The 25,583-nt window shown below is 62.8% G+C and carries 23 protein-coding genes; 10 read left to right on the top strand and 13 right to left on the bottom strand.

Translation table 11 applies throughout. From position 1 onward, the window contains the following. Positions 1–15: 15 nt before the first annotated feature. Together FJ426_RS31300 and FJ426_RS08135 are read right to left on the bottom strand one after the other, a co-directional pair. Complete coding sequence (locus tag FJ426_RS31300; RefSeq protein ID WP_181172777.1) at positions 16–384, bottom strand: hypothetical protein; 369 nt, start codon at positions 382–384, stop codon at positions 16–18. 197 nt (positions 385–581) lie between these two features. Then, positions 582–1,196, bottom strand: a complete 615-nt coding sequence (locus FJ426_RS08135) for a TetR/AcrR family transcriptional regulator (protein WP_140561031.1) — start codon at positions 1,194–1,196, stop codon at positions 582–584. 91 nt (positions 1,197–1,287) lie between these two features. Here FJ426_RS08135 and FJ426_RS08130 point away from each other — a divergent pair, with 91 nt between their 5' ends. From FJ426_RS08130 to FJ426_RS08110, 5 genes are read left to right on the top strand one after another with little or no spacing between them, the layout of a single operon-like run. After that, positions 1,288–2,379: a spermidine/putrescine ABC transporter substrate-binding protein gene (locus tag FJ426_RS08130; RefSeq protein ID WP_140561030.1), complete on the top strand. Its 1,092-nt coding sequence runs from the start codon at positions 1,288–1,290 to the stop codon at positions 2,377–2,379. Between the two features lie 9 nt (positions 2,380–2,388). Next, the gene (locus FJ426_RS08125; protein ID WP_140728306.1) at positions 2,389–3,228 is read left to right on the top strand and encodes an ABC transporter permease; all 840 of its coding nucleotides are present in this window, start codon (positions 2,389–2,391) and stop codon (positions 3,226–3,228) included. Between the two features lies 1 nt (position 3,229). Then, complete coding sequence (locus FJ426_RS08120; RefSeq protein WP_140825141.1) at positions 3,230–4,012, top strand: ABC transporter permease; 783 nt, start codon at positions 3,230–3,232, stop codon at positions 4,010–4,012. Next, positions 4,009–5,073: an ABC transporter ATP-binding protein gene (locus tag FJ426_RS08115; protein WP_140561029.1), complete on the top strand. Its 1,065-nt coding sequence runs from the start codon at positions 4,009–4,011 to the stop codon at positions 5,071–5,073. Before FJ426_RS08120 ends, FJ426_RS08115 begins: the two co-directional genes overlap by 4 nt. Positions 5,074–5,075: 2 nt before the next feature. Beyond that, positions 5,076–5,837 carry an MBL fold metallo-hydrolase gene (locus tag FJ426_RS08110; RefSeq protein WP_140558696.1) on the top strand — a complete coding sequence of 254 codons (762 nt, stop codon included), beginning with the start codon at positions 5,076–5,078 and terminating at the stop codon, positions 5,835–5,837. Positions 5,838–5,855: 18 nt separating this feature from the next. Here FJ426_RS08110 and FJ426_RS31295 read toward each other — a convergent pair whose 3' ends face one another. After that, the gene (locus tag FJ426_RS31295) at positions 5,856–6,020 is read right to left on the bottom strand and encodes a hypothetical protein (protein WP_181167386.1); all 165 of its coding nucleotides are present in this window, start codon (positions 6,018–6,020) and stop codon (positions 5,856–5,858) included. A 318-nt stretch (positions 6,021–6,338) separates the two neighbouring features. Between FJ426_RS31295 and FJ426_RS08105 the strand changes: the two genes are divergently transcribed. Both FJ426_RS08105 and FJ426_RS08100 read left to right on the top strand, forming a co-directional pair. Further along, on the top strand, positions 6,339–7,112 hold the full coding sequence (locus tag FJ426_RS08105) for an NAD kinase (protein WP_140558695.1): 774 nt from the start codon (positions 6,339–6,341) through the stop codon (positions 7,110–7,112). 203 nt (positions 7,113–7,315) lie between these two features. Next, entirely contained in the window at positions 7,316–8,899 is a 1,584-nt protein-coding gene (locus FJ426_RS08100; protein ID WP_181167385.1) for a DEAD/DEAH box helicase, read from the top strand. Positions 8,900–8,970: 71 nt separating this feature from the next. On the opposite strand, the gene FJ426_RS08095 is transcribed toward FJ426_RS08100, so the two are convergent. Beyond that, positions 8,971–9,576 carry a hypothetical protein gene (locus FJ426_RS08095; protein WP_140522198.1) on the bottom strand — a complete coding sequence of 202 codons (606 nt, stop codon included), beginning with the start codon at positions 9,574–9,576 and terminating at the stop codon, positions 8,971–8,973. 341 nt (positions 9,577–9,917) lie between these two features. On the opposite strand from FJ426_RS08095, the gene FJ426_RS08090 reads away from it, so the two are divergent. After that, on the top strand, positions 9,918–10,502 hold the full coding sequence (locus tag FJ426_RS08090) for an HXXEE domain-containing protein (protein ID WP_210242326.1): 585 nt from the start codon (positions 9,918–9,920) through the stop codon (positions 10,500–10,502). A 102-nt stretch (positions 10,503–10,604) separates the two neighbouring features. Here FJ426_RS08090 and FJ426_RS08085 read toward each other — a convergent pair whose 3' ends face one another. The 7 genes from FJ426_RS08085 to FJ426_RS08055 all read right to left on the bottom strand — a co-directional run bounded on the left by FJ426_RS08085 (position 10,605) and on the right by FJ426_RS08055 (position 18,216). Beyond that, on the bottom strand, positions 10,605–11,255 hold the full coding sequence (locus FJ426_RS08085; protein ID WP_140493627.1) for an OmpA family protein: 651 nt from the start codon (positions 11,253–11,255) through the stop codon (positions 10,605–10,607). Positions 11,256–11,407: 152 nt separating this feature from the next. Then, positions 11,408–11,776, bottom strand: a complete 369-nt coding sequence (locus tag FJ426_RS08080; protein WP_140493629.1) for a GFA family protein — start codon at positions 11,774–11,776, stop codon at positions 11,408–11,410. A 126-nt stretch (positions 11,777–11,902) separates the two neighbouring features. Continuing rightward, positions 11,903–12,274, bottom strand: coding sequence for a hypothetical protein (locus FJ426_RS08075; protein WP_140493631.1), 372 nt, complete (start codon positions 12,272–12,274; stop codon positions 11,903–11,905). Positions 12,275–12,582: 308 nt separating this feature from the next. Further along, positions 12,583–13,002, bottom strand: coding sequence for a GFA family protein (locus FJ426_RS08070; RefSeq protein ID WP_140517633.1), 420 nt, complete (start codon positions 13,000–13,002; stop codon positions 12,583–12,585). Positions 13,003–13,039: 37 nt separating this feature from the next. Continuing rightward, positions 13,040–14,171, bottom strand: a protein-coding gene (gene prfB, locus FJ426_RS08065) for a peptide chain release factor 2 (protein WP_140493636.1) whose coding sequence is annotated in 2 segments (ribosomal slippage) — positions 13,040–14,104 and positions 14,106–14,171 — 1,131 coding nt in all. Because the reading frame shifts where the segments join, the coding sequence is not laid out codon by codon here. 124 nt (positions 14,172–14,295) lie between these two features. Continuing rightward, positions 14,296–16,752 carry a penicillin-binding protein 1A gene (locus FJ426_RS08060; RefSeq protein WP_140561027.1) on the bottom strand — a complete coding sequence of 819 codons (2,457 nt, stop codon included), beginning with the start codon at positions 16,750–16,752 and terminating at the stop codon, positions 14,296–14,298. Positions 16,753–16,965: 213 nt separating this feature from the next. Then, positions 16,966–18,216: an N-acetylmuramoyl-L-alanine amidase gene (locus tag FJ426_RS08055; protein ID WP_140493640.1), complete on the bottom strand. Its 1,251-nt coding sequence runs from the start codon at positions 18,214–18,216 to the stop codon at positions 16,966–16,968. Positions 18,217–18,866: 650 nt separating this feature from the next. Here FJ426_RS08055 and FJ426_RS08050 point away from each other — a divergent pair. Beyond that, positions 18,867–21,815 carry a ribonuclease E/G gene (locus tag FJ426_RS08050; protein ID WP_140561026.1) on the top strand — a complete coding sequence of 983 codons (2,949 nt, stop codon included), beginning with the start codon at positions 18,867–18,869 and terminating at the stop codon, positions 21,813–21,815. Positions 21,816–21,911: 96 nt separating this feature from the next. On the opposite strand, the gene FJ426_RS08045 is transcribed toward FJ426_RS08050, so the two are convergent. Further along, positions 21,912–22,841, bottom strand: a complete 930-nt coding sequence (locus tag FJ426_RS08045; RefSeq protein WP_140517635.1) for a glutaminase — start codon at positions 22,839–22,841, stop codon at positions 21,912–21,914. A 4-nt stretch (positions 22,842–22,845) separates the two neighbouring features. Next, positions 22,846–23,994, bottom strand: coding sequence for an aminotransferase class I/II-fold pyridoxal phosphate-dependent enzyme (locus FJ426_RS08040; protein WP_140558692.1), 1,149 nt, complete (start codon positions 23,992–23,994; stop codon positions 22,846–22,848). A gap of 146 nt (positions 23,995–24,140) precedes the next feature. Here FJ426_RS08040 and FJ426_RS08035 point away from each other — a divergent pair, with 146 nt between their 5' ends. After that, positions 24,141–25,532: a M48 family metalloprotease gene (locus FJ426_RS08035; RefSeq protein ID WP_140522130.1), complete on the top strand. Its 1,392-nt coding sequence runs from the start codon at positions 24,141–24,143 to the stop codon at positions 25,530–25,532. The last annotated feature ends 51 nt before the right edge of the window (positions 25,533–25,583 follow it).

Raw genomic sequence — 25,583 nt, 5'->3', positions numbered from 1 at the left:
GATTTTAAACTCAACTCAAGAGGTGAACTCGCGTACAATGAGGTCGATGCCGAAGCGGCGACTTTCTCCTGCCTGTTCCTGGCTCTCGAGCCGGTAACCCGGAACCAAACCCGACCGGAGGCGGTTAACAATCGAAGGGACCGCAAACTCTGTAGCGGAACAATGATCGAACTCTTGGACATGGAACTGGCCCAAGCCAGGCAGCGAATTGGCCGAGCTGAACTTGCCCTCAAACGCGCGGAAGAAATGTTGGACCGAGACTGTGGCGTCGGCATCAATCTCGCGCTTTGCAGCAGGATAAGGTCCGCGCAGCGGCGCGTCACCGAAGCGCGAGAGCGCCTGACGAAGATCGATCCGACCGATCACTGATTTTACCTGCGTCACTGCGGCCGCGCGTCTGCTTTCCCTTCGGTCGATGCTTCGAAGGGATCGCTGGTTAGGCCAGCGGCTACGCTGTCAATCCCCGCAACGTCAAGCCGCTAGGACGCGAGCCCTGCGGTGTAGACGGGCGCCGCCGTTGGCACTCATCGTCAGTCACACTGGCAGCGGAAGCTGGTTTCATGCCGCGGTCGCTTCCATCCTCACATCCCGATCGCCGCCACCAGGATCCGGTTCTGCCGTCGGATCGCCGCGCGCAGTTCCGCTATCCTTGCCTCGTCGCGCTTCACGAACTCGATGAACATCATGTTCATGTTGTTGAAGACCAGCTCACCCACCGCCTGCCCGTCGATGTCGCGCCGCACCAGGCCGATCTCCTGCAGCCTTGCGATCAGGGCGCGGATCTGTTGCGTCAGAGCGCGGTCGAGCGCCGTGTAGGCCTGGCCGAACGGGCTGTCGGGCAGTTGCGTCGAGATCGCCATCGCCTGGCGCCACATCTCCTTGCTGAGATAGTGCAAGGAGTGCTCGATATAGATGCCGATCAGCGTGTCCAGCGCATCGCCGACATTGGCCGGTGGGCTGTCGACCACGCCTCGCCCGGCATTCAGCACCTCGTTGACCTCCATGGAGACGATGGCGCCGAGGATGTCGCCCTTATTCTGGTAGTAATTGTAAATCGTCCCGATCGACACTTCGGCCTGGGCCGCGATCACCTCGATCTTGGCGCCTTCATAGCCGGCCTCGCGGAAAAGCTCGGCCGCCGCCTCGATGATGCGGCGGTGCCGGTCGGCCTTTTGCCTTGCCCTCAATCCATTCATACCGGCTGTCTGCCACAAAAACAGAATTGACTCAATTTTAGAATTGGTTCAACTTTTTGCAAGAAGCCACAAAGGCAAGGGAGAACACTCGATGTCCGCACGATCCGCAGCCAACAATCCGCTTTCAATCCTGAAGAGACATCTGGGCGCCGCTTGCGGCGCCACGGCACTGATGCTCTCACCAGCCGGCGCCAGCCAGGCCGCCGATCTCAACGCCCTGATCTGGTGCGATCACGCCGATCCGGCGCTGCTGCAGCCCTTCGAAGAGGCCAACAACATCAAGGTCAACGTCAAGGAATTCGAGGGCACCGGCGCAGGGCTCGCCATCGTCGAGCAGTCGCAACCCGGCGACTGGGACGTGATGGTGATCGACAGCATCGACGTGCCGCGCGGCGTGGAAAAAGGCCTGTTCGAGCCGCTGCCGGAGGACAAGCTGCCGTTGGGCGACCTCTTTCCGCAGGTGAAGATGGACAACTCCACCGTGGTCGGCGGCAAGCGCTACGGCATCACCGAAAAGTTCGGCTACAACACGATCGGCTTCAACAAGACCAAGGTCGACCCGGCCGACATGCAATCCTTGGCGTCGCTGACAAGCGACAAGTACAAGCGCAAGGTCGCCATCTACGATTATTACCTGCCGGTCATCGGCATGGCGGCACTCGCCATCGGCAAGAAAACGGCTGAACTCACCGAGGCCGATCTTCCCGCCCTCAAGGCCGAACTGCTCAAGATGAAGGCCAACGCCAAGCTGGTCGGCGAGGTGACCGCCAGCCAGACAGCGCTCGCCACCGGTGAAGTCGATATTCTGGTCGGCGGCGGCGAATGGGTGACGGCGGGCCTGGCCAAGGAGAACCCGGCGCTGGACTTCTCGATCCCCAAGGAGGGAGCGGTGCTGTGGTCGCAGTCGCTGGCCATGTTCAAGGACTCCAAGAACAAGGACGTGGCGCTGAAATTCATCCAGTACATCATGAGCCCGGAAGGCCAGGCGCGGCTTGCCACCTCGTCCTGCTATTGGGGCATGCCGGCGAACAGCAAGGCGGAACTCACCGACGACCAGAAGAAGATCCTGCGCTTCGACGAGCAGCCCGAATTCCTTGCCCGCGCCCAGGCCTATCCGGCGCCGAACGCCGACCTCGACAAGAAGATGCAGGACATGTGGACCGAGATGCTGCAGGCGCAGTAGACGGGCGTCGTGAGCAGCACCGCAAACAAGGCCCTGCCCTGGGCGCTGGTTACGCCGGCGCTCGGCTGGACCTTGCTGTTCTTCGTGTTGCCTTTCATTGCCATGGGGCTTTCCAGCCTGACGTCGCATGAGGGCGGCGGCTTCACATCAGCCAATTACAGCCAGTTCTTCACCAATCCTGCCTATTGGCAAGCGATGGTGAATTCGCTGGAGGTGACGGCGATCGTCACCGTGGTCTCGGTGCTGCTCGCCTATCCTTTCGCGTGGATCCTGGCCGAACAGGTGCCGGAACGCTGGCAGCGGCAGGCGCTGATGCTGGCCGTGCTGCCGTTCTGGACGTCCTATGTCGTGCGCTCCTATTCCTGGCTTCTGGTGCTGGCGCAGAACGGCGTCATCAACCGGACGCTGACCGGCATCGGCTTGACCAGCGAACCGCTGCAGCTCGCCAATACGCGCTTCGCCACCGTGACCGGCTTCGTGCATTTCTTCGTCATGCTTTTGACGCTGACGATCTTCGCCAATTTGAAGCAGCTCAGTCCGAGCTACCGCAAGGCCGCCGCTGATCTCGGCGCCGGGCCGGTGCGCACCTTCCTGCATGTCATCCTGCCGCTGACCTTGCCCGGCATCATGGTCGGCGCCTTCCTGACCTTCGTGCTGTGCATCGGCGACTACATCACGCCGCAGATCCTCGGCGGCAACAACGAGCTGGTCATGCCGCAGCTGGTGATGATGCAGATCGGCCGGCGCGGCGATTTTCCGCTGGCCTCCGCCCTGTCGATTATCCTGATGGCGGTCGTGACCATCGCCTATCTCGCCTGCGCCCGCTGGCTGAAGATCGAGCGGGCCTGAGATGCGCCTGATCGTCCGAACCGCTTCCTGTCTCTACGCGATCGCCATCTATGCCTTCATTTTCCTGCCGGTGATCGTGCTCGTGCTGTTCTCGCTGCAGGCAACCTCTTTCCCCATCCCGCCCTTCACCGGCCCGTCGCTGCGCTGGTACCAGGCCGTCCTGTCCGATACGCGGCTGACCTCGGCGCTGGTGAACTCGCTGCTGGTGGCCGTCCTTTCGTCGCTCGCGGCCGTCACGCTCGGCTTCCTCAGCGCCTGGGCGTTCGCGCGCTTCGTGCTGCCGGGCTCGGCCCTGCTGCGAGGGTTGATCACGCTACCGCTTACCGTCAGCTATCTCATCATCGGCATGGGGCTGCTGGTGCTGTTCAACTGGGCCGGCGTGCCGAAATCGCTGATGGCCGCCGGCATCGGCCATGTCGTGATCAACCTGCCGCTCTGCTTCGCCATCGTCTACAGCCAGATGGGCGACCACCAGATCAACATCGAGCGCGCCGCGCGCGATCTCGGCGCGCCGGAAAGGAAAGTGCTGCTCTTGATTACTGTGCCTGTCATGGCGCCGGCCATCTTCGCCGGCTTCTTCCTGTCGATGACCTTTTCCTGGGACGAATTCGTGATCTCCTTCCTGCTGACACGCTTCGAAACCACGCTGCCGGTCGAAATCTGGAACCTCTTACGCTCCGGCCTCAACCCCAAGACCAACGCAATCGGCTCGCTGGTGTTCGCCGTCTCCATCGTGCTGGTCGTGCTGTTCGAACTGACATTGCTGCGGAGAAAGCCGGCATGAGCGCGCCCCTGGTCGACATCCGCGGGATCTCGCACCGTTTCGGCCAGCTGACGGTGCTGAAAGACGTATCGCTGCGGATAGAGCCCGGTAGCTACACCATCCTGCTCGGACCGTCGGGCTCCGGCAAGACGACGCTTTTGTCGATTTTGGGCGGCTTCGTCACACCGAGCGAAGGCAAGGTGTTCATCCGAGGCGAGGACTGCACCGCCGTTCCGCCGGCAAAGCGCCCGACAACGACGGTGTTCCAGGATTATGCGCTGTTTCCGCATATGAGCGTCGGCGGCAATGTCGGTTTTGGCCTGCGCATGCAAGGCGTCGATGGCGCGACACGCGCCGCGCGGGCGCGTGAGACGCTGGCGCTGGTCGGGCTGGATGCCGCCTTCGACAAGAAGCCGCACCAGCTCTCCGGCGGCCAGCGGCAGCGCGTAGCGCTGGCGCGCGCACTGGTGATCGAGCCCGCCGTGCTGCTGCTCGACGAGCCGCTCGGCGCGCTCGACCTCAAGCTGCGCCGGCAGATGCAGGACGAATTGAAAGCGATCCAGAAGCGCGTCGGCACCGCCTTCATCCATGTCACCCACGACCAGGAAGAAGCGATGGCGCTGGCCGACCACTGCGTGGTGATGAGTGACGGCCGCATCGAGGACGAAGGGCCGCCCGAACGCGTCTATGCGCGCCCAAAGACACGCTTTTCGGCGACTTTCATGGGCGAGAGCACCATTCTTCGCGGAACGGTGGCGGAGATGATGGACAGGACAAGCACTGTCGCAACACAGGTCGGGCCGGTCTCGGCGTCCGGAGCGTTGCCGGTGGGATCGGCGGTTGCCTTGGCCATCCGGCCGGAGCACCTTGCCCTGGGCGCGACCTCAGGCGCCACAAAGCTGGGCAAGGCGCAGGTCAGCGATGTCGTTTTCCAGGGCAGCTTCAAGCGCGTGCTCGCGGTCTCCACTGAAGACGCCACGCTGCAATTCATCGCCAAACTGCCCGCGACGTCCGTCGTGCAGCCGGGCGACACGGTCTCGGTTTCCTGCGATACAGACAAGATCATCCTGCTGACGGATTGAACATGGGCATGCTTGCGGTCGTCGACGCACCTGACTGGTACGAAACCATCCGCATGGGCGACGGTGTCACGCTGATCCACGAGCCATGGATCAAACCGTTCTTCCGCTGTAATATGTGGCATGTGCGCGGTCGCGACCGCGACCTGCTGTTCGATACCGGGCTTGGCCATTTCAGCCTCAGGCGCCATGTGCCGCTGGTCAGCGAGCGCAAGCTCACCTGCGTCGCCAGCCACACGCATTTCGATCATATAGGCTGCCACCATGAATTTCCCGACCGCTGCGTGCACCGCGCCGAGGCGGAGATTCTGACCGATCCGCGCAACGAATGGACGGTGGCTGACCGCTACGCCAATGAAGAGATGTTCGATCGCCAGCCACAAGGTTGGGATACGGCGCGCTATCGCATCATGCCCGCCCCGGCGGACCGCCTGCTCGAACATGGCGATATCGTCGACCTCGGCGATCGCGCCTTCGAGGTGATCCACACGCCCGGCCATTCGCCAGGCGGTATCGCTCTGTACGAGAAGAAGACCCGCATCCTGCTTTCCGGCGACATCATCTATGACGGCCCGCTGATCGACGACGTCTACCATTCCGATATCGATGATTATTTGCAGACGCTGCTTGCCATGCGCGACCTCGACGTCTCGGTCGTGCATGGCGGCCATTTCCCGAGTTTCGGCAAGATGCGCTATCGCCAGCTGATCGACGAGTATCTGGCACAGAAACGCCAGGCCGGCTGCCATCTGCAACCACGCTCCTAGCAATCAGCTTGTTTTGATCTACAGCGCCCTTTGCGGACAAGGCATTCCGGCAGCATCGCCGCAGCGCGAGGCCGTGGGCAAGGGCCTGAGGCTTGTTTCTTCCGAGCGGCGCACCAGTTCGGCGAAGACAAGCGCGAAGCTTCCCAGCACGACGGAGATGATGATCAGGCGTGTTACCAGCAATATGTTGGTCCCGGCTGGCGCGTGTCCCCGGAATCGGGCTCGACTCTCGAAGGATTCACGCACGATCAAAAGTGCCACAGCGTCTTTCGTATCCTGAAAGGCATAAAATCGCTGTGGGCGCCCCCACGCCACCATGCCGGCTAACATGATCGATGCGGCTTTACGAGAGTTTAAGCCCGGCCTTAACCATCACATTGGCTCGTTCCCTGATATGATTCGCGACTGCCGGTTCGAACCGCACGTCTGTGGGCTCTCTTTGCACACAGGCCCGCCCATGCTACCCCGGCCCAGCCGCCAACCGGTCACCGTCGGGGAGCCATGAGCAAAGCCGCCAACAGCATCGCCTTCGTCTCGTCCGGCACGCCTGACGCCAAAGCGGCGCTGGAAAGCCTGTCGGCGCGCTATGGCCAGCATTCGGTCGCGGAAGCCGATATCGTCGTGGCCCTGGGCGGCGACGGTTTCCTGCTGCAAACTTTGCGCGATACAATGGGAACCGGCAAAAAGGTCTACGGCATGAACCGTGGCACCATCGGCTTCCTGATGAACGAATATCGTTCCGGAGGTCTCGCCGAGCGCATCGCGGCCGCGGTCGCCGAAACGATCCGTCCGCTGGAGATGCAGGCCGTTACCTCGGATGGCGAAACCGTCTCGGCGCTGGCCATCAACGAAGTGGCGTTATGGCGCCAGTCCTATCAGACGGCCAAGATCCGCATCACCATAGATGACCAGGTACGGCTCGAGGAACTGAATTGCGACGGCGTGATGATCGCCACGCCGGCTGGCTCCACCGCCTACAATCTTTCGGCGCATGGGCCCATCCTGCCGCTCGACGCGCCGCTGCTGGCGCTTACCCCCGTCAGCCCGTTTCGCCCGCGCCGCTGGCGCGGCGCTTTGCTTTCCAACAAGGCGACCGTGCGCTTCGACATATTAGAGGCGGAAAAGCGGCCGGTGAACGCCGCCGCCGACCATACGGAGGTCAAGGCCGTAGCTTCCGTGACGGTGAGGGAATCTGCGACGGCGACCGCAACTTTGCTGTTCGATCCCAATCACTCGTGGAACGAACGCATACTGGCGGAACAGTTCCGTTATTGAGCCGATATTGAGCCGGCGCGCGGATAAGCGGCCGGATCACACATAGTAATTAAGGTTACGACTTCACAATCGAGCCATTGCCGGCCGTTTGTGTTGACAAATCGCGGGCTTGCGCCTAGTTGCAGTGATGATCTTGCGGGCGCGCGGCGCCTGCCGCGACGGATGCCGTTGCGCTTCCCCGAACAGCCAAAGACAGCCAGAACTTGTCCTCAGACACCCAGACCGCTCAAGAAGCGTTGACTTTCGCGGACCTCGGCCTATCGCCGAAGGTCCTTTCCGCAGTCACCGACGCCGGCTACCTCAAGCCGACGCCGATCCAGGCCGGCGCCATTCCGCACGCGCTTCTGGGCAAGGATGTGCTTGGCATAGCACAGACCGGTACCGGCAAGACGGCCTCCTTCGTGCTGCCGATGCTGACACGACTGGAAAAGGGCCGCGCCCGCGCCCGCATGCCCCGCACGCTGATCCTGGAGCCGACCCGCGAGCTTGCGGCGCAGGTCGAGGAAAACTTCATCAAATACGGCAAGAACCACAAGCTCAACATCGCACTGCTGATCGGCGGCGTGTCGTTCGACGAACAGGACAAGAAACTGGAGCGTGGCGCCGACGTGCTCATCGCGACGCCCGGCCGCATGCTCGACCACCGCGAGCGCGGCAAGCTCTTGCTCAACGGCGTCGAGATCCTCGTCATCGACGAAGCCGATCGCATGCTCGACATGGGCTTCATTCCCGATATCGAGCGTATCTGCGAGATGATCCCCTTCACCCGGCAGACGCTGTTCTTCTCGGCGACGATGCCGCCCGAGATCACCAAGCTGACCGAAAAGTTCCTGCACGCGCCGGTGCGCGTCGAGGTTTCAAAGGCCGCCTCCGCCGCGACCAACATCATCCAGCGGCTGGTGAAGTCCGGTTCCAAACCCTGGGACAAGCGCGAGACGCTGCGCAACCTGATCAAGGCCGAGGATGCGGAGCTGAAGAACGCCATCATCTTCTGCAACCGCAAGATCGAGGTGTCGGAGCTGTTCCGCTCGCTGCTGAAATATGACTTCGACGCCGGCGCGCTGCATGGCGACATGGACCAGCGCGCGCGCATGCAGATGCTGGCCAATTTCCGCGACGGCAAGCTGCGGTATCTGGTCGCCTCCGACGTGGCCGCGCGCGGCCTCGACATTCCCGATGTCAGCCACGTCTTCAACTATGACGTCCCGATCCATGCCGAGGATTACGTCCACCGAATCGGCCGTACCGGCCGCGCCGGGCGCTCCGGAAAATCCTTCACCATCGCGACCAAGTCCGACACCAAGTACATCGACGCCATCGAACGGCTGATCGGCACCAAGATCGAGTGGCATGACGGTGACCTGTCGACGGTGGTGGCCAGCGAAGGCGAGGACGAAGCACCGCGCCGTGGCCGCGGTGCGCCGCGGCGCGCCGGCCGCAAGGACGACGACCGCAAGGACAGGGGCGAGCGCAAGAGAGGCGGACGCCAGGCCAAGCACGGCGAAGACGCGGCACCGGAAACCGTGCGCGAGGAACAGCCGGTCGCGACCGAGGAAACGGTCGCCGGCACTGGTGAGCGGCGCACGCGCAAGGACGCTATCCGCTCGGAAAATTCCGAGCGCAAGAGCTCCGCGGCGCGCAGCGAGCGACGTGCACCGGAGCGCGGCGACACCAGGCCGCAGCGCGATGACCGTCGCCCTGCCCGCAACCGAGAAGACGAAAACGACGCCACCGTTGGCTTCGGCGACGACATGCCGGCCTTCATGCGCATCGTCGCCAAGGGCTGACCGACGAGTGGTTCCAAGACAAGACGGCCATCCGGCTTGCCCTCCCGGCAAGCTCCTGGCTGGGCTGGCCGTTACATCGGCCCAGGCATCATCTTGGTCGGTTTCTCCAACATCGGAAACTCGGCCTTGTTGCATTTCACGTTCGGGTTCGTCGGACTGAACATGCCGTTCGGATTATCACCCAGCCAGGCGTGAAGATCGTAGTGGACGAACTCCCTCGGGATGAGCGGATAGTGTCCCTCCATCGGACCCATGAAGGTTTGGCCAAACAGCTTCGGTGGCTCTTTGACGTCCGGCGTCAGCGGCACAAGCCATTCCGCCCCGACCAGGCGCAGACCGTTTTTCGTCGGCTCGTAGATCAGCACATTGGGGCGCATCGGGTCGAGTTTTTGGCCGACACTTGGGACGTTGACGAAATGGATGCCCATGGCGCCTTTCGGGTAGTACATCGCTCCGGATATCTTTTCTCCGCTATAGTAGACGCAGCCGACCGTCGACAGATAAAGGTCGCGGACGGCCGCAGTGTAGTCCTCATATTTGGCGAGCGACTTTTTCAAGGCGCCGATGTCAGCTTTGTTGGCATCCTCGGCCCGAGCCGCCGCGACGCCCAACCATGCGCTTACAAGACCTGTTAAAACGAGGACGCCGCAGCGCCCGAGGCTGGCTGTTCTTGTCATGCATTCCTCCCAGATTTTTTTGATCTGGCCGTGCAAGACCGAGGCTGAAAAAGAAATGCTTATTGCGCGGCCAGGTGTACCGCCTCATCCCCTCCGGAACAGCGACGATGCTATTCCTTTCCATGGCTGCGGGAAAGCGGTTATTTAGGACTGGCTAATTCTCTGGCGCGCCAATCTCAATCTGAGAGCGGCGGGTCGCGGCCGGTGAAGCTGTTGCCGTCATCGCCGAGCGACGCCACCGTTGGCTTCGGCGACGACACACCGGCATTCATACGCATTGTCGCCAAGGTCTGATATCGTCGTGTGTTGCAAGGACGCACGGCCTCGCCGAAGATGGCGTGATGAAGCGTCTGGTGGAAGATTGGGTCTATGGTGGCGTGCTCGCCGGCCTCACTCTGTGCGTGGTGGCGATCGGGCTGGCCGCTCAATTGGAGACAGCCGAGCTCACCGTCTTCCTGCTGATTCCGATTTACATGCTCCACCAATACGAGGAGCATGCCGAGGACCGGTTCCGGCTTTTCGTCAACAAGATGCTCGGCGGTGGGGCGCCGCTGCTTACCCGCTTCGATGTCTTTGTGATCAACGTACCGGGTGTATGGGGCATCTATTCCCTGGTTTTCACCCTCGCTGTCACGGTCAATGCCGGGATAGGGCTGATCGCCGCCTACACCACCCTGATCAACGCTTTGGTTCACGTCGCGCAGGCCATCAGGATGCGCAGCTACAACCCCGGGCTCATCACCGCAATTGTCTTGTTCGTACCCGCATCCATCTGGTCGATCCTGACGCTTTCCGGTTCGGGAACGGGCTTCCATATCCTTGGACTTGCGGTCGGGCTGCTCATTCATGGACTGATCGTTGCCCATGTCGTCCGGCGGCAGCGCCTGACCCAACGAGCGACGGTCGATAAGCCGACCTCACCGTAAGATCATGGAAGAACCCGGGGGCCGCAGGCCTGGCCGTCGGTCGCATTTTGCAAACAAAAACGGCCCCTTGCGAGGCCGTTTTTGCATTCTGATCGATGCTGCTCAGGTGAGCGGCGAAAGCTGGATCTCGACGCGACGGTTTTGAGCGCGACCCTCGGCGGTGGCATTGGACGCTACCGGACGGGTCTTGCCGAATCCCGTGACGGCGAAGCGGCGCGAATCGACGCCCTGGCCAGCCAGGTAGTTGGCGACCGCCAGCGCGCGGCGCTGCGACAGATCGAAATTATGCTGGTCGCCGCCGGTCGAATCGGTATGGCCGAACACGTCGACCGTGGTCTGCTTGAACTTCTTCAGCACCAGCGCGACCGAATTCAGCACCTGGTAGAAGCCGGGCTTCACCGCATCCTGATCGACGTTGAAGGTGATATCGGACGGCATATTGAGGATGATCTGGTCGCCGGAGCGGGTGACGCTGACGCCTGTGCCCTCCAACTGCCGGCGCAGTTCGGCTTCGTTCTGGTCCATGGTGGCGCCGATGGCGCCGCCGGCCAGCGCCCCGATGCCGGCGCCGATCAGCGCGTTGCGACGATCATTGCCGCCCGCAAGCAGGCCAAGGCTGGCGCCGGCCAAGGCGCCGAGGCCGGCACCGGCCGCCGTGTTGGAAATTTTCTGGTCGCCGGTATACGGATCGGTGGTGGTGCAGGCGCTCACCAGCACAGCCGTCGCCACGACGACGAGCACGGTCTTCTTCATAGGATTGTCCCTCTCCAAGTCACGCCTTGCGATGGCGCCAAATCAGCCCTTCGCGCGACTTGTACCATGAAATGCGGCGAAAAGCGGAACGGGAAAACACCGGCAACGGCTTTTCCCCGGGGCACGATTTTCCCGATTGGGCGTCCAGGAATCTACCAGAGATTCTTGCCGTCGATGGCCACCACTTCGACCTTGTCCAGGTCGAAATCGTCGAACAACCGCGAGTTGACGCTGATCTTGGGATTGTCGAAATCCGGCTCTCCGCTCGACCAGTCCGGTGTTTCGGTGAAGGTCCCGCAGCCGCAGGTGTCGCAAAAACCGTGCTTAACGGTCTTCGATCCCCACTGATAGAAGGAAACATTCTTCTGCGGCGTGAGGAGTTTGAACTGCGCAGGAGTGTAGTAGGCCCAAAGCGAGCCGCGTTTCGAGCAGAACGAACAAGTGCACTGCGTCAGCGTCTGCGGCGCTTGCGAAACCTCGAATATCGTCGCCTTGCAGTGGCAGCTTCCCTTGATGGTCATGGACGTCACCTCTCCCTTGTCCGCCGCCCGCAGGCAACGCAACACAAAGGAGCGGTCCTGGCAACCGTCCGTCAGCAGGCCCCCGCCCATCGCGGTCCGGGCCGGTCGCCGCTGCGCCTTTGGGGCTTAGTAGGAACGCGGCGGCACGAACAGGCAGATCGTCTTACCCGCGTCGAGACCCGCTTGATGCGCGCACCAGTGGAATTCGCCGTCCGGGCTGTCCTTCACACGCTTATCGGTCATGGGGACAACTTCCCCCGTGCCGGCGATCACATAACCCTCGGGTTTTTCCAAAACCTCGCCCGTATGGGCCGTGCGGCAATCGTAGTTAGCGCAGCATGCGAATGGATAGCTCCAACCCAGCGGCTTCGCCGCTGTAGGCTTGGCGTCGTGGGCGAAGGCAGGCGCCATCGGCAACGCAATCGCTGCGATTGCAAGCAGGCAGAGCATGAGTCGGCCCACCGCGGCCCGAGCCGATTTTGATGGGGCAGCAGACATGGAAGCGCTCCTTTCGACGAGCATCAAGCGTTTCGCTTGCCCGTTCCTGAAACGTGTCTTCCCAGCGGCCGGATCGTCAGCAGGCATTTCTGCCGCGCCCGGCCATAGATGCTTTTGTCTCCCCTCGACCATGGATGGTGGGCCGATTTGTGAGTCGGCGCAAGAAACCACTGCATGCCGATGTCGCAGGCTGAATGCCGCGCATCGGCAACAGAAAACAGGCGCCGTCTCTCGATTGGATAGGCAGGCACAACCATGCCCAGCAGACGGGATCGCAGATAACGAGATTCAGCGAGAGAAGTTCCGGCCTATTCGCCAGCAGGTCCTGTGATCACGTGTTCGTCATACTGCGGCAGGCCGTCGCTGATCGTGTACCACGGCGCCTTGGAACCGACGAAGATATGCTCGGTCGGGCGGATGCTCGGGTTGTCGACGAGCGTTCCCATCGCGACATGGACGAAGGCGCCCTGGCGCACGACCGAATAGAGCAGCGAACCGCACCGCTTGCAGTGCGCGTCATGGCCGTTGTCGTCGCCGAAGACCAGCAACATGTCGTGGCCCTTGGTCAGGACAAACTTGGCGCGTTCGATGCCCGCGAAGGGCTTGAAAGCCGAACCTGTCGTGCGCCGGCAGTTCGAGCAATGGCAATTCGCCGCGTACAGGAACTCGTCAGCGACCGCATAGTGCACCGCGCCGCAGAAGCACTTTCCAACAAGCTTGCGAGCCATCATCCAATCCAAATGTGTGGCACTGTAGGCGCCGGCCCTAATCCAGGTCCGCCACCGCTTCCCCAGCACCACCCTCGATGCGTTGCGACAGCGAGGCTTCCATGAAGTCATCGAGGTCGCCATCGAGCACGCTCGACGGGCTGGTGCTTTCGACGCCAGTACGCAGATCCTTCACCAGCTGATAGGGCTGCAGCACGTAGGAGCGGATCTGGTGACCCCAGCCAATGTCGCTCTTCGATGCTTCGGTGGCGTTGGCGACGGCTTCGCGCTTCTTCAGCTCTTCCTCGTAAAGCCGCGAGCGCAGCATCTCCCAGGCCTTTGCCCGATTTTTGTGCTGCGAACGTTCAGCCTGGCAGGCGACCGCTATACCGGTGGCGAGATGGGTAATGCGCACCGCCGAATCGGTGGTGTTGACGTGCTGGCCGCCTGAACCGGACGAACGATAGGTGTCGATGCGCACGTCGGATTCGGAAACGTCGATCTCGATCGTATCGTCGATGACGGGATAGACCCAGACGCTGGCGAAGGACGTGTGCCGGCGCGCGTTGCTGTCATAAGGTGAAATGCGCACCAGCCGGTGGACGCCGGACTCCGTCTTCAGCCAGCCATAGGCATTGTGGCCCTTGATCAGCAGCGTCGCAGACTTGATGCCGGCCTCTTCGCCGTCATGCACTTCCAGCACCTCGACCTTGAAGCGGCGGCGCTCGGCCCAGCGCGTGTACATGCGCAGCAACATCGAGGCCCAGTCCTGGCTTTCGGTGCCGCCGGCGCCTGCGTGGATTTCGAGATAGGTGTCGTTGGCGTCGGCTTCGCCCGACAGCAGCGTCTCGACCTGGCGGGCCTTCGCCTCGCCTTGCATTGAGCGGATCGCTGCCTCAGCCTCGGCAACGACGCTCTCGTCGCCCTCTTCCTCGCCGAGTTCGATCAGGCCGATATTGTCTTCCAGCGCCTGGGTCAGGCCCCTGACCGCCGCGATGCCTTCCTCGAGGCCCTGGCGCTCGCGCATCAGCTTCTGCGCTTCCAGCGGTTCGTTCCAGAGGCTGGCGTCCTCGGCGCGGACGTTGAGATATTCAAGCCGCTTTATGGCCTGATCCCAGTCAAAGATGCCTCCTCAGCAGGGTAATCGCCTGCCTGATCTCGTCGACAATATTCTGCGTTTCCGCGCGCATGGCCTGATGTTTTATCCTGTTGCTGAAAGTGACGCCTGGTCGGCGCGATACATAGGGACGCCGCCGCCGCCTGTAAAGCAAATTGGACCGGCCCAGGGCCGGCCCAATCCTGCATGCATACCCGTCAGTAGAGGCCGCCGCCGCCCGACTGGATGGCCTGGTTGGCCTGAGGCGACAGCGCGCCGCCGGAGGCATTGGACCCGTCGGCGCCCATGCCGATCACCCAATAGCTGTCGGCTGGCCCGGTGCCCGGCTTGAAGGCCTCGATGATGGTGCCGGGATCGCCCGAATTGGCCCGCATGCCGGTCTTGCGGTTGATGGCGACCAGATTCATGCCTTCGGGAACCTTGAAGTCGACATTGGGCGTGCCATCCAGCGCCACGCGCATGAAATCCTTGAAGATAGGAGCGGCGAGGCCGCCGCCGGTGGCGCCATGGCCAAGGCCGCGCGGCGTGTCGTAGCCCATATAGAGGCCGACGACGAGGTTTGGCGTGTAACCGATGAACCAGGCGTCCTTTTCGTCGTTAGTGGTGCCGGTCTTGCCGGCGATGTGGCGTCCGAGCTCGGCGATGGTGGCGCCGGTGCCGCGCTGGACGACGCCTTCCATCATCGAGGTGATCTGGTAGGCGGTCATCGGATCGAGAACCTGTTCGGAATTATCGACAAGCTCAGGTTCGGGCTGGTTCTGCCATTCGGCCGCGTTGCAGCCTTCGCAGCCGCGTTCGTCCTGCTTGAAGACGGTCTTGCCGTAGCGGTCCTGGATACGGTCGATCAATGTCGGCTTGATCGACTTGCCGCCATTGGCCATGATCGAATAGGCCGAAACCATGCGCATCACCGTCGTCTCGCCGGAGCCCAGCGCCATCGGCAAATACGGCGCCAGATGGTCATAGACGCCGAAACGCTCGGCATATTCGACGACCAGCTTCATGCCCATGTCGTTGGCGAGGCGCACAGTCATCAGGTTGCGCGACTTTTCGATGCCGGAGCGCAGGGTTGCCGGACCAGCGACCGTGCCGTCGTAGTTCTTCGGCGTCCAGGTCGTGTTGCCGCTCTGGATGGTAATCGGCCCGTCCATGATCACCGACGCCGGCGTATAGCCATTGTCGAGCGCCGCGGAATAGACGATCGGCTTGAACGAAGAGCCGGGCTGGCGCATGGCCTGGGTGGCGCGGTTGAACTCCGACTGCGCGTAGGAGAAGCCGCCGACCATGGCCAGCACGCGGCCGGTGTGTGGATCCATGGCGATCAGGCCGCCTTCCACTTCGGGGACCTGGCGCAGGCTGTAGGCGTCGTCGGAGCCTTCGTTCTTCTGGACGAAGACGACGTCGCCCGGCTTCAGCACATCGGCCGGCGACTTGGCCCTGACCGTCTTGCCGCCGACCACATGGCGCATGGCAAAGCCCATGTCTTCCTTGCTGATGGTGCCTTCGACGCGCTCCTTGACGATGTCGCCCGACGCCTGGCGTGCCGGCTGCAAGCCAATCGACAGGCCGGATGCCGAACTGTCGAGCACGACCGCGAGCTTCCATTCGGGAACGTCTTCCAGTCCCTTCACATTGCCCAGCGGCACACCCCAGTCGCCGGACACGTCGATCGTCTTTAGCGGCCCGCGGTAGCCGCGCAGCGTGTCGTATTTGATCAAGCCGTTCTGCATCGCCTTGCGGGCGATGAGCTGGATCTTCGGGTCGAGCGTGGTGCGGACGGACAGGCCGCCTTCATAGAGCGCGTTCTCGCCGTAGCGGGCGATGATCTGGCGGCGCACCTCCTCGGTGAAGTATTCGCCGGCGAACAGATAGGTGCCGTTGCGGCGCGGCGTGACGCCGAGGGGCTCCGCCTTGGCCTTGTCGCCTTCCTCGCGCGTAACGTAGCCGTTCTCGACCATCTGGTCGATGACCCAGTTGCGGCGCTCAAGCGCGCGGTCGGCATGCTTGAAGGGGTGATAATTGTTCGGCCCCTTGGGCAGCGAGGCCAGATAGGCGGCCTCGGCCACGGTCAGCTCGTTCACCGACTTGTCGAAATAAGTGAGCGCGGCACCCGCCACGCCATAGGCGCCGAAACCGAAGAAGATTTCGTTGAGGTAGAGTTCGAGAATGCGGTCCTTGGAATAGGCCTGCTCGATGCGGAAGGCGAGGATCATTTCCTTGATCTTGCGCTCGTAGGTCTGGTCCGAGGTCAGCAGAAAATTTTTCGCCACCTGCTGGGTAATCGTCGAGGCGCCAACCTGACGCCTGCCCGAGCCGAAATTCTGCAGGTTGACGATGATAGCGCGGCCCAGGCCGGTCACGTCAATGCCGGGGTGGTTGTAGAAATTCTTGTCCTCGGCCGACAGGAAGGCCGCCTTGACGCGGTCGGGGATGGCCTGGATCGGCAAATACAGGCGCCGTTCGCGCGCGTACTCGGCCATCAGCGCGCCGTCCGAGGCATGGATTCGGGTGGTCACCGGCGGCTCGTACTTGGCCAGCACCTCATAGTCGGGCAGATCCTTGGACAAATGCCCGATATAGATGGCAACCCCCGCCGCGACCAGCAGGGCCAGCGTCGTGCCGATACCGAAGAAATAGCCAATGAGACGAATCATGCCCGCTCCAGTCCTTGGTTCGGGAATTTCCTAAACGAAGCCGCCTTCCGCGCAAGCATTCGAGCCGGTCCCAACCCGTAATCGAAAACCCATGTCGCTACCATGTGGGCAAAATACGGCAAGGCCGGATTTCGCGGCCGTGAGTCGGAAATAAAAGCGTCGGGTGTTGTCGCCGCGCAACGCTGCCTGTGGTTGCAGGCGTCGTCAGGCATTTCAGCCCCCGGTTCCCGTTCCGGCACGCGCGGAAGCGAACAGCGCGACGGCGTTGGTGATACTTTGCGCCGCCTTGCCGCGCCAGTCGGCGTCGAGCAGTTGCGCCTCGTCCTTGGCATTCGAGAGATAGCCTAGTTCGACCAGCACGGAGGGGACGTCAGGCGCTTTCAGCACCTTGAATCCCGCGGAACGCTGCGGATTGTTGATGAGGCCGACGCTGGTCGACAACTGGCCGACCAGCGTGTGGGCGAAACTCATCGAAAAGGTGTGGGTCTCGCGGCGGATCAGGTCGATCAGGATATCGGTGACTTCCTTGTTGTCGTCCTTGATCACCATGCCGGCGAACTGGTCCGAGAGATTTTCACGGTCGGCAAGCGCCTGCGCTTCCGGATCCGAAGCCTTGTCGGAAACGGTATAGACGGTCGCGCCACGGATGCCCTTGAGGCTGATGGTGTCGGCATGAATGGAGATGAGCAGGTCGGCCTCATGCTGGCGAGCGATGCGCACGCGGTCGTCCAGCCGCAAATATTCGTCGGTGTCGCGCGTCATGAAGACATCGTATCTGCCGACGGCGGCGAGCTTGTCGCGCAGTTCCGTGGCGAAAGCCAGCGTGACGTTCTTTTCGACGGTGCCGTTCAGGCCCTCGGCACCGCCATCGACGCCGCCATGGCCCGGATCGATGACGACGGTGAAGCGATGGCCCGGATTGGAGACCGGCCCGGTGCCGACCCGCCCGCCCTTGTCGGTCGAAACCGTGGAACCGGTGGTCAGCGCCTGATTGGCAAGGGCAGTGTCGAACTCGCGTTCGGAGGCCGCCGACATGTCGATGGCGATGCGGTAGCCCGCGCCGTCCTCGTTCTTGAGAACATCGAGCTTGTCGACCGCGAACGGCCCCTTCCCGGTGAGAACCAGCCGCGACACGCCTGCCTCCAACTCACCCAGGCGCACGCCCTTGACCAGCCCGCGAGGCTTCAAATCCTTGGCATCGATGGCTAACTTCGTATTCGCCAGATCGATGACCAGACGATTGGGCCCGCGCAAAAGGAACCATTTGACGTCGGGCTCGCGGTCGAAATCCATGACGATGCGCATCTTGGTGGCATCGCCCGCCATCTTGTAACCGGTTGCCGTGAGCGGGGCATCGGCGGCGTTGGCGACCAACGAGATGGTCATCGACAGCAGGAGGCAGAAGATCGCGAGCAAACGGCCGCCGGCACGACTGCCCTTGTCTGTGAAGCCTGCCAGTCCCATCTCTTTGCAGTCGCTCCCGGTTTGGCGCCAAGGCGCCCGGTCATGTAGTCGAAGTGCCGGTTAGGCCGCGAACTCGATTAACGATTGGTATCCAGAGAAGGTTAACCAAGCCTTTTCACGCGAGGCCCGGACCCGTGCTTACGTCGCGGAACCGCTTTTGCCGGCGTCGGAAATCGGGGTTGCCTTCCAACCCGCCAAATCATAAAAGCGATAGTGGATCACTGCAATCCTGGAACCGCCCTCCTCCGCAGCTTCCCGCTACAGGTGAGACGAAAGGCGGCTCCTTTCGCTTCATGCGAGAAAGGTTCAGGTGATCGCGACGAATTTCGCAGGTGTGCGCCCGTGGCGGGGGAATCGCCTGCGTGAGGAAAACGGCCGGGTTTGTCCCGCGCCGGCTCTGTATGAGCAAACAAGCTGGTCCGGTTTCCGGGCTTTGGTTCAAAAGGTTCTGCTGGTGACGATGGCTTCAAGCGCAATCATGGAAAGGTCCGCATCAAACCGCGCCAATATGGCTGCGGGCGGCACCGCCATGGCGCGCAGGCACCGTCCGGCGGACATTCAGACATCCGGCACCCACATTCATCCAGACACACAGCAGCGGCCCTTGCGCCGCAAGCTGCGGCTGACGGCTGCCGGGGGGAAACGAAATAATGCCCAACAAAATGCTGATAGACGCCTCCCACCCGGAGGAAACACGCGTTGTCGTCGTACGCGGTAATCGTATCGAAGAATTCGACTTTGAATCACAGGACAAGAAGCAGCTCAAAGGAAACATCTATCTCGCCCGCGTAACGCGCGTCGAACCCTCCCTTCAGGCAGCCTTTGTCGAATATGGCGGCAACCGTCACGGTTTCCTCGCCTTCAGTGAAATACACCCCGACTACTACCAGATCCCCGTCGCCGACCGTCAGGCGCTGCTGCGCGCCGAAGCGCAGGAAGCCGAGGACGAGGACGATGAGGACGGCGAAGGCGACGACCGCCAGAGCCGCGATCGCGGCCGGCGCGGGCGCCGGCGCGGCGGCAAGGGCCGCGACCGCGCAGAACACAAGCGCGATGCGAGCGGGGCCGATGCCGACGAGGCAACCGAAACGGCCGGCGAGGCAGGCGACGCCGACAATGGCAACGACGCCGTCTCGGAGAACACTTCCCACGGTTCGGAAACCATCGAACATGCGGCCGATATCTCGGAACAGGCCGCGGATGCATCCAATCGTGGCGAAGCCTCCCCCGAGCAGGGCGACGAATCTTCTGGGCAGAACGAAGGCGAGACCCGCGAGGGCGGCCCGACGTCGATCGCCGCCTCCGTCGACGCCGATGTGATTTCCGAACCCGTCCCGCTGACGGAACAGGGCAGCGAATCCAGCGACGATGATCGCGGCATGCTGGAAGAGGTTCAGTCTTCGCATCCGGACGATCACGAGGTTGAATCGGTCGGTGCCGAGGATGCCCTGGAGGAAGCGCGCAACCGCCGTAAGCCGATGCGCCGCCAGTACAAGATCCAGGAAGTGATCAAGCGCCGCCAGATCCTGCTGGTGCAGGTCGTCAAGGAAGAGCGCGGCAACAAGGGCGCAGCGCTCACCACCTATCTGTCGCTTGCCGGCCGCTATTCCGTGCTGATGCCGAACACGGCGCGCGGCGGCGGAATTTCGCGCAAGATCACCAGTGCTGTCGACCGCAAGCGCCTCAAGGAAGTGGTCGCCGATCTCGAAGTGCCGCAAGGCATGGGCGTCATCCTGCGCACCGCCGGCGAGAGCCGCACCAAGGCCGAGATCAAGCGCGATTACGAATATCTGATGCGGCTTTGGGAGAACGTGCGCAATCTCACGCTCCAGTCCACGGCCCCTGCCCTCGTCTACGAGGAAGGCAGCCTGATCAAGCGTTCGGTGCGCGACCTCTACAACAAGGACATCGACGAGATCCTCGTCTCCGGCGAAGAGGGCTACCGCGAGGCCAAGGACTTCATGCGCATGCTGATGCCGAGCCACGCCAAGGTGGTTCAGCCGTTCCGCGATACGACGCCGATCTTCGTACGCAACGGTATCGAGGCGCAGCTTGACCGCATGCTGCAGCCGCAAGTGACGCTCAAGAGCGGCGGCTACATCATCATCAACCAGACCGAGGCGCTGGTCGCCATCGACGTCAATTCGGGCCGCTCGACCAAGGAGCACTCGATCGAGGACACCGCGCTCCACACCAATCTAGAAGCGGCGGAGGAAGTCGCCCGCCAGCTCAGGCTGCGCGACCTTGCCGGCCTGATCGTCATCGACTTCATCGACATGGAGGAGAACCGCAACAACCGTGCCGTCGAGAAGCGGTTGAAGGATCATCTCAAGAACGACCGCGCGCGCATCCAGGTCGGCCGCATCTCGCATTTCGGCCTGATGGAGATGTCGCGCCAGCGCATCCGCGCCAGCGTGCTGGAATCGACCATGAAGCCTTGCCCGCATTGCGGCGGCACCGGCCATGTGCGCTCCGATTCGTCTGTCGCGCTGATGGTGGTCAGGGCGATCGAGGAGTTCCTGCTCAAGGATTCGCGCAGCCACATCACAGTTCGCACGCCCGCGGCGACCGCGCTCTATGTGCTCAACCACAAGCGCGGCACGCTGGTGGAACTGGAAAGCCGCTTCGGCCTGACCATCACGCTTGAGGCCGACGACACGGTCGGTTCGCAGCATTATGCGATCTTCCGCGGCGCGCTGGCCGAAAAGCCTGAAGGCTTCGTCGAGGCACGCACCCTGCCGGCCTATGTCGAACCGGAAGAGCTCGAGGATGAGACCATCGTCGAGGAGGAAGACGAAGCACCGGCCCAGGCCGAACAGCCGCGTCAGCCGCAGCAAGGTCAGCACCAGCAGAGGCCCGGCGAAGAGGGCGAAGGCCGCGACCGCAAGCGCCGCAAGCGTCGCAGACGCCGCGGCGGCAAGGATCGCGATCGAGAACATGGCCACACCGACGGTGCTTCCGTGTTGGCGCAGGCCGACGAGTTGTCCACATCGGAAAACCTGTTGAGCCGTGACGAGGCGGAAGCCGGCGACGAGGCTCCGGTCCCCGCGGCCGGAACTGCCGAAACGGCGGAAGCATCCGACGAGGGCCAGGGCAAGAAGCGTCGCCGCGGCAAGCGCGGCGGCAAGCGCAACCGGCGCGAGGACGGCGAAGGCGAGGCCGAGGCAAGCGCCGATGAAGCGACCGAACCTTCCGGGGTCGATGCTTCCGAAAGCGAGCCTGCGATCGAGCCGGTAACCGTCGTGGCTGCGGAAGAGCCGGTGGCTCCAGTGAGCGACGAGGCGACGACCGCCGAGAAGCCCAAGAAGCCGCGGCGCGCAGCCAAGCCGAAGAAGGCAGCCGCCGAGGCTGTCGCCGAGGAGCCGATCGCTGAACTGGCCGTTCCGGCACCCGCCGAGACGCCAGCCACGGCATCGGACGAGGCAGCGGCAGCGACCGCCGAGGAAACACCGAAGGCCCGTCCGTCACGACGCAAGCCGGCGGCCATCGATGCGCCGGTCGTGCCGGTGGTTTCCTCGACCGTCGCCGAAGAGCCGGAAACCAAGACCGAAGAGAAGCCGAAGCGCGCCGGCTGGTGGCAGCGGAAAGGCTTCTTCTGAGATTTCAGCCCGTTGAACTGACTTCCTGAACAAAAAATCCCGCGCCGGTCGAAAGACGGTGCGGGATTTTTCATATCCAGCTTTTCCGACAGAGCGTTACGGCGCGAAGATCGACCAGTTCATCATCCTGGCGAGCTTCTCCAGGGCGATCGAGCCCAGCTTGGAATTGCCGTTGGCGTTGAGGCCGGGCGACCAGACGGCGAGCGAGGCGACGCCGGGCACGATGCCCAATATGCCGCCGCCGACGCCGCTCTTGCCCGGAATGCCGACGCGGAAGGCAAAATCGCCGGAGCCGTCATAGTGGCCGCAGGTCAGCATCATGGCGCCGATGCGGCGTGCCCGCTCGACCGACACCACGGAATGTCCGGTCGCCGGATTTTTGCCGCCATTGGCGAGGAACCGGCCGGCCATCGCCAGCTGCCGGCAGCTCATGGCGATGGCGCAATGATGGAAATAGACGCCGAGCGCCAGCTCCGGCGCATGATGAAGATTCCCGAAGGATTTCATGTAGTTGGCGAGCGCGAAGTTGCGATAGCCGGTGGCGCGCTCCGACGCCGCCACCTCGCGGTCGATGATGATGGTCTCGTCGTCAGCGAGGAACTGGATGAAGCGCAGGATCTCGCCGATCGCCTCGCGCGGCTGGTGGCCGGCAAGCAGGATGTCGGAAATGACAATGGCGCCGGCATTGATGAAGGGATTGCGCGGAATGCCGTTCTCATGCTCGAGTTGCACGATCGAGTTGAACGGATTGCCCGAAGGCTCGCGCCCTACCCGCTTCCACAGCGCGTCGCCGACATTGCCCAGCGCCAGCGTCAAGGTGAACACTTTCGAGATGCTCTGGATCGAAAAGGGCTGGTCGGCGTCGCCCGCCATCAGCACACGGCCGTCATTGGTGACGGCTGCGATGCCGAATTTCTTCGGATCAACCTTGCCGAGCTGCGGGATATAGGTGGCGACCTCGCCGCGATCGGTGCGTTCGGCCATTTCGACCGCGACTTCGGCCAGGGCCTGCTCGAGTTCCGGCATGGATCTACCTCAGCCAGCGTTCGATGCGCGCCAATGCCTCGACCATGTCGTCATGGCTGCCGGCATAGGAGAACCGCATGGTGCGGTGCCCGGCCTGGGTGTCGAAATCACGGCCGGGCGTGGCCGCGACATGCGCCTCGGCCAGCATCTTGCGGGCGAAAGCCATGCTGTCATTGCTGTGCCGGGTGACGTCGCAAAAGGCATAGAAGGCGCCATCCATCGGTGCGGCCAGCGGAAAGCCGAGCTCCGGCAGACGCTTCATCAGGAGCTCGCGGTTCCAGGCATAGCGACCCTTGACCGCTTCCAGCTCCTCGGTAGCGGCAAAGGCCTCGATTGCGGCGACCTGCGACAGTTCCGGCGGCGAGATGTAGAGGCTCTGCGCAATGCGCTCGATGGGCCGCACCAGCGCTTCCGGCAGCACCATCCAGCCGATGCGCCAGCCGGTCATGCAATAGTATTTCGAGAAGGAGTTGATCGCCGTGACACCGGTGCCAAAGGCGAGTGCCGTGGTGTCGGGCGCCGCATAGGCCAGCCGGTGGTAGATCTCGTCGGAGATGACGGCAATGCCGAGCGCCTCCGCCGTCCGGACCAGGTCCGCGAGATCATCGGCCGGAATGACCGCGCCGGTCGGGTTGGCGGGACTTGCGAACAGCACGCCCTTCAGCGGTTTTTCGCGATGCGCGGTCTCCAGGTGAGCGGCATGAAGATAGGCCGCGTCGCCGAGCTCTATCTCGATCACTTCGATGCCGAGCGCCGCCATGATGTTGCGATAGGCGGGGTAGCCCGGCGCTGCGATGGCGACCCGGTCACCAGGATCGAACATTGCCAGGAAGGCGAGATTGAAGGCGGCCGAGGATCCCGTGGTGACCGCGATCCGGTCGGGCGCGACATCAAGCCCATAGTGATCCCCATAGTGTTCCGCGATCGCCTTGCGCAATCCAGCCAGGCCCAGCGCATCGGTATAGCCAATGCGCCCGTCCTGCAAAGCCCTGGCCGCCGCGGCACGAACGCGGGCCGGAGCCGGATCGGACGGCTGGCCGACGGCCATGGAAATGACCGGCGCGCCCGTCGCTCTCAGCCGGTTCGCCTCGGCCAGCACATCCATGGCGTGGAAGGGTTCGACATTGCCACGGCGTGAGAGCGAAACGACCATTTTGACCTCGATCCGACGATTGAGCGCGCCACATCCTGGCGCATGCGCCGCACAAATGCCCGATTGGTGTGAGGATCACAAGTTGAGGAAGTTTTTCCGGTGCCGACTTTTCATCTTTCGCCCGCTCGTCTACCAGTGGACACGTCATGTTGAGCCGACCCAAATCGATGGTTGCCCGGGCAGCGCGCGTCGTTGCGACGCTTTCGCTTGGCGTCGCCGTCGCGGTGTCTGGTTCCATCAGCGCCTTCGCCCAGAACGTGCCGGTGGTGCGCGATGCCGAGATCGAGGCGCTGGTGCGCGACTACGCCCGCCCGATCTTCAAGGCCGCCGGTCTGGCGAATGACGGCATCGACATCGTCCTGGTCAACGACCAGAGCTTCAATGCCTTCGTCACCGGACGCCGGCTGTTCATCAACACGGGCGCCTTGATGGAAGCCGAAACGCCCAACGAGATCATCGGCGTCATCGCCCACGAGGCCGGCCACATCGCCGGCGGCCACCAGCAGAAACTGCGTGACCAGCTCGAGCGCGCCAAGACGATGGCCATCATCGCAACCTTGCTGGGCGCTGGCGCCATGGTCGCCGGGGCGACCACCAACAGCCGCGGGCTTGCCGGCGCCGGCGTGGGCGTGGCGGCTGGCGGCGGCGAGATGGCGCAGCGCAGCATTCTCGCCTATCAGCGCACCGAGGAGATGACGGCCGACCGCTCGGCGATCACCTATCTCAACGCCACCGGCCAGTCCGGCATGGGCATGCTGAAGACGTTTCAGCGTTTCCAGACGGCCTTGTCGCTGTCGGGCGCGCAGGTCGATCCCTACCGGATCAGCCATCCAATGCCGCGCGATCGAATCTCCAACCTCGAAGTGCTGGTCAAGCAGAGCCCCTATCTCGACAAGGTCGATGCGCCGGCACTGCAATTGCGCCACGACATGATGCGGGTGAAGATCGCTGTCTACATGGAAGGCCAGGCCGCCGCGTCGCGGCTGATGCGAAAGATGCAGGGCAGCCTTGCCGCGCAGTATGGCGAGGCCCAATCGGCCTATCTTTTCGGCAACATCGCCACCGCACTCGCCAAGACCAACGCCTTGATCAAGGCCCAGCCCGGCAACGCCTATTTCCAGGAATTGCGCGGCGATATATTGATGAAGGCGAACAAGCCCAAGGAAGCTGCCGATGCCTACGCCAAGGCGGTCAGCCTCGACAAGGCGCGATCCGGATTGCTGCCGGTTTCGCTCGGCCAGGCGTTGATGGCGACGGGCACCCCAGACGCTCTGAAAAAGGCCGTGGTGCAGATCAACAACGGCTTGCGACGCGACAAGGAAAATTCCGTGGGATACCGCTATCTGGCGCAGGCCTATGGCGAACTGGGAGACATACCAGGCGCCGAGCTTGCCACGGCCGAGGGTCATTTCTATTCCGGTAACTACAAGGATGCGAAGATCTTCGCCATGCGAGCGCAGCAGCAACTCAAACGCGGCGAGCCGCGATGGATTCGCGCCCAGGACATCATAAACTACAAGCCGTCGGGCAAGGTATAATGAACCTTCCGGCCGTGCGCTGCGACGCAGCCAGGCCAGAAAACAGGCAAA

Origin of the sequence: Mesorhizobium sp. B2-6-4, from assembly GCF_006441495.1 — a bacterium.
GTDB lineage: Bacteria > Pseudomonadota > Alphaproteobacteria > Rhizobiales > Rhizobiaceae > Mesorhizobium.
The sequence above is the reverse complement of the archived record's forward strand: the minus strand, read 5'-3'. Positions and strand labels throughout refer to the sequence as shown.